At 45.9% G+C, this 15,247-nt stretch carries 15 protein-coding genes; 10 read left to right on the plus strand and 5 right to left on the minus strand.

Translation table 11 applies throughout. The annotated features are described in order from the left end of the window. Nucleotides 1–215 precede the first annotated feature (215 nt). Nucleotides 216–563, plus strand: a complete 348-nt coding sequence (locus OCU30_RS04655; RefSeq protein WP_077313559.1) for a DUF4870 family protein — start codon at nucleotides 216–218, stop codon at nucleotides 561–563. 85 nt (nucleotides 564–648) lie between these two features. On the opposite strand, the gene OCU30_RS04660 is transcribed toward OCU30_RS04655, so the two are convergent. Then, nucleotides 649–1,809: an MFS transporter gene (locus OCU30_RS04660; protein ID WP_077313557.1), complete on the minus strand. Its 1,161-nt coding sequence runs from the start codon at nucleotides 1,807–1,809 to the stop codon at nucleotides 649–651. Between the two features lie 442 nt (nucleotides 1,810–2,251). Between OCU30_RS04660 and OCU30_RS04665 the strand changes: the two genes are divergently transcribed. Next, nucleotides 2,252–2,719 carry a DUF4234 domain-containing protein gene (locus tag OCU30_RS04665; RefSeq protein WP_159439111.1) on the plus strand — a complete coding sequence of 156 codons (468 nt, stop codon included), beginning with the start codon at nucleotides 2,252–2,254 and terminating at the stop codon, nucleotides 2,717–2,719. Between the two features lie 42 nt (nucleotides 2,720–2,761). Further along, a complete protein-coding gene (locus OCU30_RS04670) occupies nucleotides 2,762–3,178 on the plus strand; it encodes a lysozyme inhibitor LprI family protein (protein ID WP_077313553.1) in 417 nt (138 codons plus the stop codon). Between the two features lie 73 nt (nucleotides 3,179–3,251). Here the strand turns inward: OCU30_RS04670 and OCU30_RS04675 are convergent, their stop codons facing one another. The 3 genes from OCU30_RS04675 to OCU30_RS04685 all read right to left on the minus strand — a co-directional run bounded on the left by OCU30_RS04675 (nucleotide 3,252) and on the right by OCU30_RS04685 (nucleotide 6,487). Then, nucleotides 3,252–4,559, minus strand: a complete 1,308-nt coding sequence (locus OCU30_RS04675) for an anti-phage deoxyguanosine triphosphatase (RefSeq protein ID WP_077313551.1) — start codon at nucleotides 4,557–4,559, stop codon at nucleotides 3,252–3,254. Between the two features lie 38 nt (nucleotides 4,560–4,597). After that, nucleotides 4,598–5,182, minus strand: a complete 585-nt coding sequence (gene yfbR / locus OCU30_RS04680; RefSeq protein WP_077313549.1) for a 5'-deoxynucleotidase — start codon at nucleotides 5,180–5,182, stop codon at nucleotides 4,598–4,600. A 90-nt stretch (nucleotides 5,183–5,272) separates the two neighbouring features. Next, on the minus strand, nucleotides 5,273–6,487 hold the full coding sequence (locus tag OCU30_RS04685; protein WP_077313547.1) for a pyridoxal phosphate-dependent aminotransferase: 1,215 nt from the start codon (nucleotides 6,485–6,487) through the stop codon (nucleotides 5,273–5,275). Between the two features lie 234 nt (nucleotides 6,488–6,721). On the opposite strand from OCU30_RS04685, the gene OCU30_RS04690 reads away from it, so the two are divergent. From OCU30_RS04690 to OCU30_RS04720, 7 genes are all read left to right on the plus strand, one after another. Beyond that, entirely contained in the window at nucleotides 6,722–8,035 is a 1,314-nt protein-coding gene (locus tag OCU30_RS04690) for an isochorismate synthase (RefSeq protein ID WP_077313545.1), read from the plus strand. Then, entirely contained in the window at nucleotides 8,032–9,750 is a 1,719-nt protein-coding gene (gene menD / locus OCU30_RS04695; RefSeq protein WP_077313543.1) for a 2-succinyl-5-enolpyruvyl-6-hydroxy-3-cyclohexene-1-carboxylic-acid synthase, read from the plus strand. Before OCU30_RS04690 ends, menD begins: the two co-directional genes overlap by 4 nt. Beyond that, nucleotides 9,740–10,534 (plus strand): 2-succinyl-6-hydroxy-2,4-cyclohexadiene-1-carboxylate synthase, encoded by a 795-nt coding sequence (gene menH / locus OCU30_RS04700; RefSeq protein WP_077313541.1) that lies wholly within the window; start codon nucleotides 9,740–9,742, stop codon nucleotides 10,532–10,534. The genes menD and menH overlap by 11 nt, the downstream gene beginning before the upstream one ends. Before the next feature lie 19 nt (nucleotides 10,535–10,553). Beyond that, on the plus strand, nucleotides 10,554–11,420 hold the full coding sequence (gene menB, locus OCU30_RS04705) for a 1,4-dihydroxy-2-naphthoyl-CoA synthase (protein ID WP_077313539.1): 867 nt from the start codon (nucleotides 10,554–10,556) through the stop codon (nucleotides 11,418–11,420). A gap of 141 nt (nucleotides 11,421–11,561) precedes the next feature. Continuing rightward, nucleotides 11,562–12,560 (plus strand): o-succinylbenzoate synthase, encoded by a 999-nt coding sequence (gene menC, locus OCU30_RS04710; RefSeq protein WP_077313537.1) that lies wholly within the window; start codon nucleotides 11,562–11,564, stop codon nucleotides 12,558–12,560. Beyond that, complete coding sequence (gene menE, locus OCU30_RS04715; RefSeq protein WP_077313535.1) at nucleotides 12,536–13,972, plus strand: o-succinylbenzoate--CoA ligase; 1,437 nt, start codon at nucleotides 12,536–12,538, stop codon at nucleotides 13,970–13,972. Before menC ends, menE begins: the two co-directional genes overlap by 25 nt. 112 nt (nucleotides 13,973–14,084) lie before the next feature. Further along, nucleotides 14,085–14,246, plus strand: coding sequence for a hypothetical protein (locus tag OCU30_RS04720; RefSeq protein ID WP_159439110.1), 162 nt, complete (start codon nucleotides 14,085–14,087; stop codon nucleotides 14,244–14,246). 65 nt (nucleotides 14,247–14,311) lie between these two features. On the opposite strand, the gene OCU30_RS04725 is transcribed toward OCU30_RS04720, so the two are convergent. Further along, nucleotides 14,312–15,238, minus strand: a complete 927-nt coding sequence (locus tag OCU30_RS04725; protein ID WP_077313533.1) for a YeiH family protein — start codon at nucleotides 15,236–15,238, stop codon at nucleotides 14,312–14,314. Between the last annotated feature and the right edge of the window lie 9 nt (nucleotides 15,239–15,247).

A 15,247-nucleotide genomic window follows, 5' to 3' on the forward strand; every position in this document is an offset into this window, starting at 1 on the left:
CCACAGGAACTTACCATGGGCGCGAATGCAAAAAAACCACAAAAACGTTGTGAACTAGGTTTCCGAGTAGCGTTATATACTGAGCATGCCCTATATTAATTTTGCTTGGTGTAAATTGGTGAGGTCTTTGATATAAAGGGTAGGTTCATCATTAAAGCATATATATTTATGTTTACATCATTAATAAAAATAATAGTTTAACGTCAGGGCTACTTATGAATAACGATTTTTCTTACTCGTCACACCAACCCGATAGCACAAGAATACACGCGATCATCTCTTATATTTTGTTAGCGATTGGGCTGTTTAGTGGTGGTTTTTTTACCTTAATCGGTGTGATTTGGGCGTATGTAAAACGCGGGGATGCAAGGCAAACTATTTACTATTCGCACTTTGACAACGTGATCCGTACCTTTTGGATTTCACTCGTACTGACCATTGTGTCCTTGTTGTTATGGGTCGTTGGCATTGGCATGTTGCTGTTTTTCGCTCTGTTTATCTTTAATATTTATCGGATTACCAAAGGCTTGATTAGAGCGATAGATCACAAGCCGTATTTATAACTTGGCAAGTTTGGCTCTGAGAAAAGAAAAAGCCGCATGATATCAATCATACGGCTGGAGATGTGCGTGTTGCATTATTCAGTTGTTACTTTCCAGCAACCCATTGATGCTTGGTCTTTGCGCTAGCAACCAGCATGTACAAGCAAGTTGCCAGTAAAGTGATAAACAGATACGCCATCACCCCTTGATGACCTTGCATAAACCAATCGGCTGCCAAAGGGCCGATAATAGACCCAATGCTATAACAAAATAGCATTGCCTGGGTGGCAGACACGATGTAATTCGCATTTAAGTTTAAGCATGCGTGGTTGATAGCAATCGGGTATAAGGCAAAGGAGGCAGCACCGATGAAAAATAAGCATATCGCGAGCGTTACTACGCCGTCGTCTAAGATTGTGATGACTGCCGCTGCCGCCCCAATGAAACACAGTAGTGCCATTAATAGGTTGCGGCCTAAATATTTAGTGAGCTTGGGAATCAATACTTGCACAACCATGGCGCCTAAAATCACAACGGCCATTAAGCTGCCGGCTTCTTGGTGATTGAGCCCGCGTTTCATCAATTCTAATGGCATTAAGCCATAAATCGCAGCGGTGGTTAATCCAGACACCACACCACCAAGTAAAGCCGCATGGCTCAAACGTGAAATCTGCTTAAATGACATTGTGGCGCTTTCGCTCGCGTCGGGTTGTATATCTTTTGCTCTTACTAATGTCATGGCTGCCATTGAAAGTACGATGGTGATGAATACAAAAGGGCCATAACCGTTGATACCGATGGTAGAGATGCCTAATTGGCCAACGGTTGTGCCGAGGTAAAGCGCGACCATATAGACACCAAGACGTTTAGCACGGCCGGATTCATTACCGTGTAATAACCACGATTCGACAATCACAAAAATGCCCGCGACAGCGATACCAGCAACAAAGCGCAGTACCATCCACGCCCATTCATGGGTAAAGAAAAGCAAAGCTAACGTGGCGACCATTAATGTCATGAGGCACGCGATAAATGCATTACGATATCCATAAAGTCTGACGCTCTTTTGTGTGTAGAGAGTTCCAACAAAGTTACCGATAAAAAACGCACTGGCTAACCAATTGGCGATGTGTTCATTCAAACCATAAGTAGGCAAAATCAGTGGGATTAGGCTCATTAAATAGCCTGATGCAATGGCAAATAAAGTTAATGCGGTCACTGGGATAGCGATCCGAGGTGATGCGGTAATAACATCGGAATTGTTCAACGACTTAGCCTCAAAATAACGTCAAACGATCTCTAGAGTTAAGCCAGTGTGCTTATCTCTAAACTCGTTTTTAAACAGGGAAATAGTTATGATCGGGAGCGAATATCGATCTTTTTTTTCCTCGCGTACAACGAAAAATTGTGACCTTGACGATTAAGGACTTTTATTGAAGTGAAAAACAGAGGAAGTAGCAAAAAAATCGGCAAGTAGTGAGCATATTATGTCGAGTACTTTTGAGTAACTATCGGCATGAAAGGAGTAGTGAATAACAAACATTTATAATATACACACTTGTATGATGCTAGACAGTGGGTTTTTGCGATTTATAATTAAAAAACTATTTTACTACAGTATCTCACCTTATACTTTCTGTATTTCTTGTCAATATTATAAGAACAGTGTCTGCTGAAAAGGCACTGTTCTACCCTATAGGATATATAACGTGAAAGAATTCGATTCGATAACATCTTTTAAGGATCAAAGCACATGGCGGCTTGTTGGGCTTGGAATAGTCACCTACGGTGTCTACTTTGCCCATTATACCAAAAAGCAAACGATTAAGATTAATGATTTGTCTGGTGAGAATAATAAAATATCAGAAGGTTTTGTAAACGCAATACTGGCGATGTCTTACATTTCGTTGATTTTATTCTTTGCATACCTTGCGGTCGATGAAGGTCATCCTGTCGCGATCCTAAGTGATATTTCAGATCGCATATCGGGGATAATGTTCATTGTATGGGGATTTATGGCTCGCAATCGGCTGAACACGGCTTACGAGATTAATAAAGACAATAGAGAATGGTTTCATGGACTTTGGACATTTTTATTTTCTCCAATGTATTTTAATTACAAGATCAATAGCATCTGCGAAGAAAGCGTAAAACAAGTTGCGGCAGAGAACTCGTAAACTCACCGCTGAGGAAAGCGTTATGTACTTTGGGGTAAAGCAATGAATAAGTATCTAATCCTCTTATTAGCGAGCCTTTCGTTTGGTGTTGTTGCCAAAGAAGAATCCATTGATTGTAATAACGCGATGACCACGCTCGAGATAAATCAATGTGGTGCTATTGAATTAGAATCAGCACAAGCGACATTAGACAAATATCTCAAGACTAGCATTGAGCACAACTCGCATGATCCAGAATTGGTAGCCGCGATTAAGCTTGCTCAAGAGGATTGGCAGGCATATATGTTATCTCACTGTGATTCGGTATATACGCAATGGCGTGATGGTACTATCCGTGGAATTATGGCGATAACCTGCAAAACGACGTTAACTAAACAGAGAACGTACGAGCTATGGAAAAATTTCTTAACTTATATGGACAGCACACCACCCGTTTTACCGGATCCAAGTGAGTCGTAGACTTCAACCACGGATATAACAAACGATCAAACCTTCAATATTTACCCTTATTTTTTTGATGTGGTTTGGTATATCAACCAAACATCTCATGATGAATTTTTTGTGCGTACCCATCGGTCATAGCGGCAATATAATCACATAGGATACGCATCCCATCTCCGCGAGAGGCTTCCGCATGGCACCATTTCGCGCTGGTGGTTGTGGGGAGTAAACGCTCGGGATCAGCACTGATTGCTTCAAATAAATCCATGATGATTTGCTGGCCTTTGTATTCAAAGCGCTGTACTTGCGGCACTTGAATGACGTAGTTGCTGACAAACCCTTTCAAAATATCTAAGGCATGTGCCATGTTCGGCTCAAGGTAGGCATTGTAGGCGAGTAAATCATTATCAAAAGAGGCGGCGACTTTTTCCACGCGAATGCTGGTAAGCAGCGCATTAACAATACCGCCAATCGCATCTTTGCGAATGTAATGTTTATCCGAAAACAGCATATCTGTCAGTTGCGCTTGCTCGGCAAACCAACCTTTTTGTGCGATAAGCTTAGGCTTGGCATGCGCCTCCCATTGGCTTTGCGTCACCAGCCCCATCACGATGGCATCTTCTAAATCGTGTACGCCATAGGCGATATCATCCGCCAGTTCCATAATCGAACAATCTAATGATTTAAAGCGGGTTTTTTGATGCTCATAAGCACTGACATCGGGCTCTCGCAGTGTATTGAGTAACTGTCGGTCGTTATCGGATAATGGTGCCAGTACCCAATTTAGCAGGTTGGCATCACAATCATAAATGCCTTTCGCCGGTAGCCAGTCACGAGCTTTAAGCTGACGTTGATGCAGAACAGGCTCTGGCTGTTTCGCAGCATGGGTATGGCTGAGTAGTGCTGGGTACTTTAATAATCCCAGCAGGGTGCGGCGCGATAAATTCATACCGTGATGTTCAGTGTACGGCTCTAAACTAGTGACAATCCGAAAGGTTTGCGCATTGCCTTCAAAGCCGCCGTGTTCACGCATCATGTAATTTAGGGCAATTTCACCGCCATGCCCATAGGGTGGGTGGCCAATGTCGTGGGCTAAACACAAAGAATCAATCAGGCTGTCTGATGGCATTAACGCTCGCAGGTTTGGCTGCTTATTTTTGATTTGCGCGACGATTCCGGTGCCAATTTGTGCCACTTCTAAGGAATGGGTTAAGCGTGTGCGATGAAAATCATTGGTGCTGCTACCATGCACTTGTGTTTTTGACTGTAAGCGTCGAAATGCTGCCGAGTGCAGAACGCGTGCGCGGTCACGTTGAAATGGGCTGCGATGATCGTGGCGACGAATTTTATGTTCGTCGTCTTTACGCTCATTCCATTGGTCGCTAATGACAAAGGACATGTCACCTCCGGTGTGTGGCATTAATACATGGACTAAGTTTAGCTGATTTCATCGAGGCTCAGTTCAAAACTGGGCGCGAACGTCTGTAAAAAGTAAGCCATCTCTGGGCTATGACGTTCCTCTAAGGTCACTTCTAAACGTTTTTTCGCACGAGCGAATTCTTGGTTGCCGGCGCTAAGCTCTTCTAAGCATTTTAAGTAAGCACAAAGGCAATCGGCTTGCTTGACCATCGCTTCATCAATGGGATCGGCATGCTCGCTAAGCAGGAAAGGCGCAAAGTCGTCTTGTAACTCTTCAGGCAACATGCTTAGTAAACGGTGCTCGGCGGCCGCTTCTATTTTTTTATATTCTTTAGCGATATCGGGGTTGGAGTACTTAATCGGCGTGGGCAAATCGCCCGTCAGGACTTCGCTGCTATCATGATACATCGCTTTTAGAGCGATGCGCTCAGGGTTCAGTTGGCCATCAAATTTTTTGTTCTTAATCACCGCAAGGGCATGGGCGACAAAGGCGACTTGTAAGCTGTGTTCAGACACATTCTCTTTAGAAACTGATCGCATTAGCGGCCAGCGCTGAATAAGCTTCATGCGATCAAGGTGAGCAAAAAAATGGCTCTCTTTCATAACTGAATAATCCTTTTTCATCTTAAAGGAAAACCAGTGTACAAAAGAGAGCCGGATTCACCAAACTAAGTTAGTGATTTTTCGCAAAGTTTATTGACGATAGGTACTTAAGAAGCGCTCGAAACGACCAATAGCGATTTCCAACGTCTCAACATGAGGCAATGTGACAATACGCACGTGATCGGGCTCTGGCCAGTTAAAGCCTGTTCCTTGCACAAGTAGCACTTTTTCTTGTACTAAGAAATCTTGCACCAGTTTTTGGTCGTCTTTTAAATTAAACTTTTTCTTGTCCAGTTTCGGGAATAAGTACATGGCGCCTTTAGGCTTAACACACGATACTCCCGGAATTTGGTTTAAGAGTTCAAAGGCGCGGTCACGCTGTTCCAGTAAGCGGCCACCAGGCAGCAGCAATTCGTTGAGGCTTTGATACCCACCGAGCGCGGTTTGAATCGCATGCTGCATCGGCACATTGGCACACAGGCGCATTGAGGACAAAATATCCAAACCGGCAATATAACCTTGTGCGAGGTGTTTAGGGCCAGTTAAAAACATCCAGCCACCACGAAAACCACATACGCGATAGGCTTTTGATAAGCCGTTAAACGTCACGACAAGCACATCTTCTGTCAGTGTCGCAATCGAGGTATGAGTCGCACCGTCATAAAGCACTTTGTCATAGATTTCATCGGCGAAAATAATGAGATTATTTTTACGCGCCAGTTCAATCACTTCGAGCAAAAAGTCACGCGAATACACAGCACCCGTTGGGTTGTTTGGGTTAATAAGGACTATACCGCGTGTTCTTTTGGTAATTTTCTTTTTAATATCGTCAAGATCAGGCTGCCAATCGGCTTGTTCATCACAGATATAGTGCACAGCGTTGCCTCCGGAGAGGGATGTTGCTGCTGTCCATAATGGGTAATCAGGAGCTGGGACTAGCATTTCATCGCCGTTATTTAACAGCGCCTGCATTGCCATCACAATCAGTTCAGAGACTCCGTTACCGATGTAAACATCCTCGACATCCAAGCTACGGATGCCTTTCTTCTGATAATATTGCACCACGGCTTTACGCGCGGAATAAATCCCTTTGGAATCCGCATAACCTTGCGATGTTGGTAGGTTACGGATCACATCCACTAGGATTTCATCCGGGGCATCAAAACCAAATGGGGCGGGATTACCGATATTAAGCTTCAGTATTTTATTCCCTTCTTCTTCCATTCTCTTAGCATGTTTGAGTACTGGTCCCCTAATGTCGTAGCAGACATTATCGAGTTTTGACGACATCCCGATATTTTGCATTATTTGGTTCCTGTTTTTAGTTGCTTTGCTTTATTAAAGTACACCAATTGCTATTTATTTAGAATAAAAAACTGGAATTTATTGGCTTATTGAGCGGAATCTATCTACGTATTTTAAGAGCAAAATTGAGCTACCTCAATGAAACGCAGGAAAGCCGTACTACAGCCTTGATTTCATTAGGGGCTCTCAATACAGTGAAAGCCAGTCCCGCAGCCCTGTATTGCCGAGGTCACTTTGACTTACTTCCAACAGATTGTTACCCAGTTGACCGAACTCATTCATTGCGCTTCTTTAGACACTGTACGTGTTGAGTTGCCACTGAATTTATCGACCTCTTTATTCACACTTGATTGGTTTGATAGACAAAACGTTTATCCGAAATTTTATTGGCAACCACGTTCAGGTAATGAAGAAGTTATGGCACTGGGCGCATTATCCTCGTTTACGTCAGGTCAATCGAGCGAAATAAATCAGGTTTTAGGTGCTAACCAACGTGTATGGGGCGGTCGTTCTTTTGACGGTCGTACGTCTAAAAACCCACAGTGTTTACCGGAATATTTTTTCTTACCTAAGATTGAGGTGATTCGGCGTCGGCATACTTGGTATATAGCTGCCAATATCAATCATCATCGCTCAGCCGTGATAGAGACGTTACAGCAATTAGTGCCTGTAGACGGCGCGCCGCAAGAAACGGCGCTTGCCATTATGACAGAGTCTCACTCTCCGAGTCATCGACAATGGTCACAGTTAGTAGGCCAAGTGCTGAATGGTATTGAAAAACAGTGCTTTAAAAAAGTGGTCTTGGCGAGGGAAACGCGTTTGCTGCTCTCTCACCACCTACGTGCTGCGCGTTTGCTAAAAGAAAGCCGCCGTCATAATAAAGACAGTTTTCATTTCATGTTGGCGCTTAGCCCTCATGAGGCCTTTGTCGGGTCAACCCCGGAGCGCTTATATCAGCGCCAGAGTCATAGGGTATTTACGGAAGCGTTAGCGGGGACAATTGAACGTGGCGCTACATTAAAGAGCGATCAACAAAACGCTAATTGGCTGATGAGCGATAATAAAAACGTTCATGAAAATCAGTATGTTGTTGATGATATCGTCGGACGTTTACAGGGAATGTGTACATTCCTAGAAGTAGAGCCACACGTGAGCTTGGTCAAACTGCGTCAAGTGCAGCATTTGCGCCGTAAGATTACCGCCACGTTGGGTCAGCAAGTTGATGGCGGTGAGTTATTGACGGCTTTACAACCCACAGCCGCGGTGTCTGGATTGCCTCGCCAAGCGGCCTATGAATTTATTCTCAAGCATGAACCGTTTGTGCGCGGTTGGTATGCCGGTTCGCTGGGGTATGTGAGCCGGGAAAACTCTGAGTTTTGTGTTGCCATTCGTAGCGCCTTGGTGATGGATAACGAAGTACGTTTATTTGCCGGAGCCGGTATTGTCCCTGGCTCGGATGCTGAGCAAGAGTGGCAAGAGTTAGATAGAAAAATGGCAACGTTAAAAAGCTTAGTCACGGACATGCAGCAAGAGGAAGCTTGTTTATGAAACACGATCAAGCGTTACTCAACCGTATTTGGAGCCGGACTTTATTAGAAGAATTATCACGCTGGGGAATTGAGCATGTATGCGCCGCTCCAGGCTCTCGTTCCACACCGTTGATTTTAGAAGCGGCAGAGCATAGTGCATTGCAATTGCACACGCATTTTGATGAGCGGGGCTTGGGATTTATGGCGTTAGGACTCGCTAAAGTCACGCAACAACCCGTTGTGGTGATTGTGACCTCGGGCACGGCTGTGGCGAACCTTTTACCGGCCATTGTGGAATCGAAATTAACAGGCGAGTCGTTGATTGTCTTGTCATCGGATAGGCCGATAGAGCTGGTGGGCTGCGGGGCCAATCAAGCGATTGAGCAAGCGGGCATCTTTTCTAGCCATGTAACACATAGCGTCAATTTACCTTCGCCTACCACCCAAATTCCACTGGCTTGGCTATTAAGTCGCACCGATGAAGCGATGCATCAGCAGCGTCAGCATGGGGGCAGTTTACATATCAACTGCCCGTACCCTGAACCTTTGTATTCTGTGCAACCTGAATCGAACTATGCGCCGTATTGTCAGCCAATAAAAACCTGGCAAGCCGGTTCACAACTTTACTCGCAACGCTCCATGTTAAGCCATATTGATGCACCTGCGATGACGATGCAGGGGAAAGGGGTGGTGATTATTGGGGCGGTGGCCTTTCGTCAGGCGCAAACGGCCGTTGCCTTTGCCGAGCAAATGGGGTGGCCTTATTTGTGCGATCCGCAAGCAGGGGTGACGAGCCCTTGGTCTCATTACGATTTGTGGTTGCAAAATCCAACGGCCGCCGAGCAGCTTTCTCGCTGTGAGCATATTGTACAGTTTGGCGGACGCTTAGTGTCTAAACGGCTTAATCAGTGGATTACTCAGCAAGTACAAGGATATGGCGCGCATTATGAAGTGATAACGCAAGATGCGGCTCAGCATAACGCAAGCCATTTGCCGCAGCAGCGTTGGGTCATGTCGCCGCAAGTGTGGACAGCGCCTTATCTTAGCTCTCACGAGAATGAGTACGAGCAACGTAAGCTTACACATCAAGGCTGGGCTGATGACCTCATTTATTTTGCCGATGCATGCGCGCAGCTTGCCGCTCTGCACCTTAATCAAGACCATTTATCCGAAGTCGCGGTGGCGCTGACACTTAGTGACATGGCTGAGCAGCATCCACTCTTTTTAGGCAATAGCTTAATGATCCGAATGATCGATATGTTAAGCACTCTGACGGATGTGCCTGTGTATAGCAATCGCGGTGCCTCGGGAATTGATGGTTTAATTGCGACAGCGGCTGGTGTGCAAAAAGGGCTACATGATGGGTTATTGGTGATAATTGGAGATACGGCGTTGTTACACGATCTCAATTCTCTTGCACTATTACATGACGTATCCGACCCCATGATTGTGGTCGTCACGAATAATGATGGCGGCGCGATTTTTGATTTACTACCGGTGCAAATCAACCAACGTGACGCTTTGTATCGTATGCCACATGGATTCAACTTTTGTCACGCTGCGGCGCAATTTGGACTCAGTTATGCAAATCCGCATTCACTACAAGAGTATCAGCGCGTGATTGAGCAGCATTGGCGTGAAGGTACCGGAGCGCTCTTGATCGAAGTGATCACGCCACCACACGAGGCCTCACAGCATGTGCAGCAACTGGTGGAGCAAGTACATGCTTTATAGCCGTGCATTATTTAGCCAAGTGACCACTAACCAACCTGTCATTGTATGGTTACATGGTTTGTTAGGCAGCGGTGACGATTGGTCTGAAACCTTGTACTGCCTGTCGAGTTTTGCTCATTTTGTCATTGATTTACCTGGACACGGTGGCAGTCAAGCTCTGGAATGTGACAGCTTACCAATGTGTGCTGAGCAAGTCGTTACTACTATTCAAGCGCAGTTGGGAGCGCGGCAGCCGGTGATTATTGTTGGATACTCGCTGGGCGCGCGCATCGCCATGGCTGTGGTAAACAGTGATGCCAGCGAGCGGATAAATATCCAAGCCGTACTGCTTGAAGGCGGTAATGTTGGATTGAATAACGAACCAGCGCGAGTGGCTCGCTGGCAGCAAGATAGCCTGTGGGCACAGCGTTTTGCCTGTGAACCTATCGAAACGGTTCTTGAGGCTTGGTATCAACAGCCAGTGTTTGGCACGTTGAATACCGAGCAAAGAAACAGCGTGATTACGGCGCGCCGGAATAACGTAGGCTCGGCGATTGCGAAAATGCTGACTGCGACGTCGCTAGCGACGCAAGCTGATATGTTGCCAGTATTACAACGATCGCCGCTACCTATTCACTATGTGTGTGGCGAAAAAGACACAAAATTTCAGAGTCTTGCTAGTGAATATGCGCTGCCTACCAGTGTATTGGCGAATGCCGGACATAACGTACACAAAGAGCAGCCACAGGCTTTTGCTGCGCTTGTTGAAGAATGGGTTACAACCACAACCGTGAGTTGTTCATGATAATTATTGGGGATTAACTATGGCTAAAACGGTCGGTATTTCAGAAGAGGTACTTTACGCACCCGTAGAATGGAAAGATTGTAGTGAAGGGTATGAAGACATTTATTTTCATAAATCGGTTGATGGTATTGCTAAGATTACGATTGCGCGTCCGCAAGTTCATAACGCGTTTCGCCCTAAAACTGTAAAAGAAATGATTCATGCTCTCGCAGCGGCGCGTTACGACGAGCGTATAGGCGTGATTATTTTAACAGGAATTGGCGAGAAAGCCTTTTGTTCCGGTGGTGATCAGAGTATCCGGGGCGATTATGGCGGTTATCAAGATGACGACGGCACCCATCATTTGAATGTGTTGGATTTTCAACGCCAAATTCGGACTTGTCCAAAGCCTGTTATTGCTCAAGTTTCGGGCTGGGCTGTGGGTGGTGGCCATGTGCTGCATATGATGTGTGATTTAACCATTGCGGCAGATAATGCGCAATTTGGCCAAACGGGGCCTAAAGTTGGGTCGTTTGACGGTGGTTGGGGCGCATCTTACATGGCACGTATTGTCGGCCAAAAGAAAGCTCGTGAGATTTGGTTTCTGTGTCGTTTCTATGATGCGCAAGAAGCGTTAGCTATGGGGTTAGTCAATACCGTCGTACCTTTGGATACGATTGAACAAGAAACTGTACGTTGGTGTCGTGAGGTTTTACAACATAGCCCAATGGCTCTGCGCTGCCTAAAAGCGGCGTTAAATGCAGATTGTGATGGGCAAGCTGGCCTGCAAGAACTTGCAGGGAATGCTACAATGCTATTCTACATGACAGAGGAAGGCCAAGAAGGCCGTAACGCTTTTAATGAAAAGCGTCATCCAGACTTCGATAAATTTCCACGTAATCCATAGTGCGTTCGCAAGCCGTCAGCGAGCGTGGCTTTCTGGCGGCTTTACATCAGTAACTTTGGTCATGAATGATGATAGATAGACGTATTGGACTTATCAGTACGACTATCTATCACTCTATTTTTACAACCGTTTAGGAGCGTTATGCGCAGCGTAAAACTCTATCGCTACACTTTGCCTATGGACAGTGGTGTAGTTCTTCGTAACAACAAATTAACTCATCGGGTCGGCTATGTTGTCGAGTTGAGTGAGCAAGGTCGAGTCGGCTATGGAGAAATCGCCCCCTTGCCAGGATTTAGTCCTGAAAGCGTCGAAGAGGCCGGAGCACTGGCGAAAGAAATGATGGGTGATTGGGTAGAGTATCGATGCTTTAACTATGAGCACGCATTTGCCTCCGTCGCGTGTGGTTTATCGATGGCTGAAATGGAGCTTACCCAGCAGTTACCGCAAAGAGGTAACTACAATACAGCGCCACTATGCAAAGGCGACCCGGACGCTTTATGGCCGATTTTAGGGAATATGGTTGGCGAAAAAATCGCCAAAGTGAAAGTCGGGCGTCACGAGCCAATTCGTGATGGCATGATGGTGTCACTGCTTTTAGAATCGATCCCTAATTTAAAACTACGCTTGGACGCCAATCGAGCATGGAGCCGTGAACAGGCTGATAAATTTATTAGTTATTTACCGCAATCTATGCGTCATCGGATCGTATTTATTGAAGAACCTTGTCACAAGCCATCAGACAGTTTGTCCTTTTCGTTAGACTCTGGCGTTTTTATTGCGTGGGATGAAACCTTACAAGATGCGGCGCAGCAACCTAATTTTCGGGTGGCGGATTTAACCGGTGGGCGTGCTCTAATTATTAAACCAATGGTATTGGGCTCACTTGGGTATTGCCAAAACTTAATTGAGCAAGCGAACGCAATGAATATGCAAGTGGTCGTGAGTTCTAGTATTGAATCAAGCTTAGGTTTGACGCAATTAGCACGTTGGGCTGCGTTAGTCGCGCCCACTGCGACACCCGGACTAGACACCGTCGACCTGTTCCAAGAGCAACTCATTACGCCGTGGCCGGAGTGTTCATTACCTGTCAAAGGGATTGAGGAACTAGAGCTATTATGGGAACAAATTGCATTGAAATAGCCTCACTACCGACGCAGCCCTTATGGCACCATTGGCGCATTAACGCGCCAATGAGGGTGGCGTTGTATGCCGAGGGTAAACGCTACACTTGGCATGAACTGTGTGAAACAGTTGATTGCACAAGCTACCAATTATATCAGCAAGGAGTGAGAGCGAGCGATGTGGTGACAATGGTGGGTAAAAACCACCCGCACATGCTTTGGATATTGCTTGCAGCACATCAACTAGGCGCGAGTTGCGCATTGACTATGCCACAGCCTAGTGAGTTATTAGAGCGTAAATTGAAAACGCTTTATCCGGATGATAAAAATGGTTTTCTATGGTTATCCCCAACTTTAGATAAGCCACTTGCCACAGAGATGATGCATGGTAACAGGCCGCTATTGCATGTCTCTCCTGAAGCGATGACACCTTCTTATATTCCTGATGTCCAGTATGCTGCCCCGCAGTTGGCGAGCCTTCTTTTTACCTCGGGCTCGACGGGACACCCAAAAGCTGTCGCGCATAATCACTTGCACCATTTTGCGTCTGCCATGGGATTACTGCAAAGGTTGCAGTATGCTCCGGGAGATTGTTGGCTGTTAAGCCTGCCGTTGTATCATGTTTCTGGATTGTCGATTATTTATCGCTGGTTAACGGCGGGAGCGTGTTTGAAAATAGGCCAAGGACAACTGGCTGACGATATAGAAGGCGTGACTCATGCTTCGTTAGTCCCGTTTCAATTACAGCAATTATTCGCGAGCAAACGATCGCTCAGTTTATCGCATGTATTATTGGGAGGTAGCCATATCCCTCAATCGCTTGGCTTACGCGCTGCGGCATTAGGCATAGACACTTGGCTTGGTTATGGCATGACAGAAGCGGCTTCCACCATTACTGCAAGACGAGTACAAGAGGGAAATGGGGTGGGTCGTGTTCTCCCGTATCGCGAATTAAGAATACAGGATCAGCGTATTTTTCTGCGCGGACAAACATTAGCGAGCGGCTACTATCACCAAGGCGAGCTAACGCCGTTATTCGATAAGAGTGGTTGGTTTGATACGCAAGATTTAGGCGATTGGCAAAGCACAGACGATTTGGTGATAGTAGGTCGCGCCGATAATCAATTTATTTCGGGTGGTGAAAACATCCATTGTGAAGAGATAGAGGCTGTGTTGAATCAGCATCATGCGGTGCAAAGTGCCATTGTTGTCCCTGTTGCAGACAAGCGCTACGGTGCTAGGCCTGTGGCTATTGTGAAAACCACCCATGATGTCACACAGGTGGATTGGAATGTCTGGTGCCAAGGAAAATTAGAAAAATATAAATGGCCTGTTGCGTATTATGCGATGCCCGGCCACCTTGAGGCAGGCGCAATTAAATTGCCACGGCGTGCGTTACGTGACTGGTTGTTGCAGTGTCACGTTTCTTAACGAGTTACGGGGAACCAAAAGAAAAGTTATGAGATAGATGAAAAGTGCATTTCCGCTTTGCGTGTGATTTTCTCATACTGATGCCATTATGATTTGGGCATAAGGATGGCACATGATGATTCGCTTCATCTTACTCCTTTCAATTTTGATGCAAATTGGTATCGCGCTAACTGAGCAAGGCTGGCTGTGTTATGCCGCGCAATTAAGTGCATTTTTATCTTGTATCGCCCTTGCGTTATCTGGGCCACAATCGCGCTCGGCAATGGACAATTGAGCGCTTTAACCTCTGATTGTTGGGGGCGCTGATAGTGCCCAGCGTACCAATAAGGATCGCTTGGTTTATAACGGGTGATTAAGTAGCCATAGTAATGAAGAGCCAGAAATCAGTCCCCATAGTATTACCCCAAAAATAAACGGTCGCGGACCAGATTGCTTTAAACGTGCGACTGAAATACCACAGCCAATTAGGTAAAGACATACGACGAGTGCTTGTTTCGATAGCAAAAAGATACCGTGATAGAGCGTTTGCCCTTGTGGAAATAAAGCAGTAATACCGATGGCAATGCAATAAAAAATAATAAAGTAGGGAATGGTGACTTTTTTCGATTCGCTACGAAATAGCCAAGCACTGACAAACGCGACTGGCACAATCCATAAAGCGCGTGCAAGCTTTAAAGTGGTGGCCGTTTTGAGTGCTTCGGCTCCATAAGCTGAGGCAGCGCCAACTACCGATGAGGTGTCGTGAATGGCGATTGCAGCCCAAGTACCGAATGTATGTTGATCTAAATGCAGTGCGTGGCCGATCAGCGGAAATAAAAATAATGCCACGGAATTTAAGACAAAAACGGTACCTAATGCCACACCAATCTGCTCATCTTTTGCATCAATTGCTGGGGCGACCGCCGCAATCGCACTGCCCCCACAAATGGCCGTTCCCGATGCAATAAGGTGACCAGATTTACGATCCAAACCAATCCAAGACGCAATAATCGTTCCCAAAAGTAGGGTGCCAACAATGGTGCTCATGACTAAGCCAATACCATTAGCGGTGACCGTCAATGCTTGTTGCAGTGGGATCCCAAAGCCTAACCCAACAATCGAATAAGCCAGCAGTTTTTTAGTGATTTTGGTGACGGCAATGTTGTGTGGTACTAGCCCAAACGATGTGATTAAAAAACCCAGGATGAGTGCAATTGGCGAGTTAATCGCAGGAGTAAAACAGATCAACAAGCCGAGCCAAAAGGGAAGGGTCTTTAGTTTTATCATAAGAGCGGT

It is taken from the genome of Vibrio palustris, from assembly GCF_024346995.1.
In the GTDB taxonomy this organism is placed as follows: domain Bacteria; phylum Pseudomonadota; class Gammaproteobacteria; order Enterobacterales; family Vibrionaceae; genus Vibrio; species Vibrio palustris.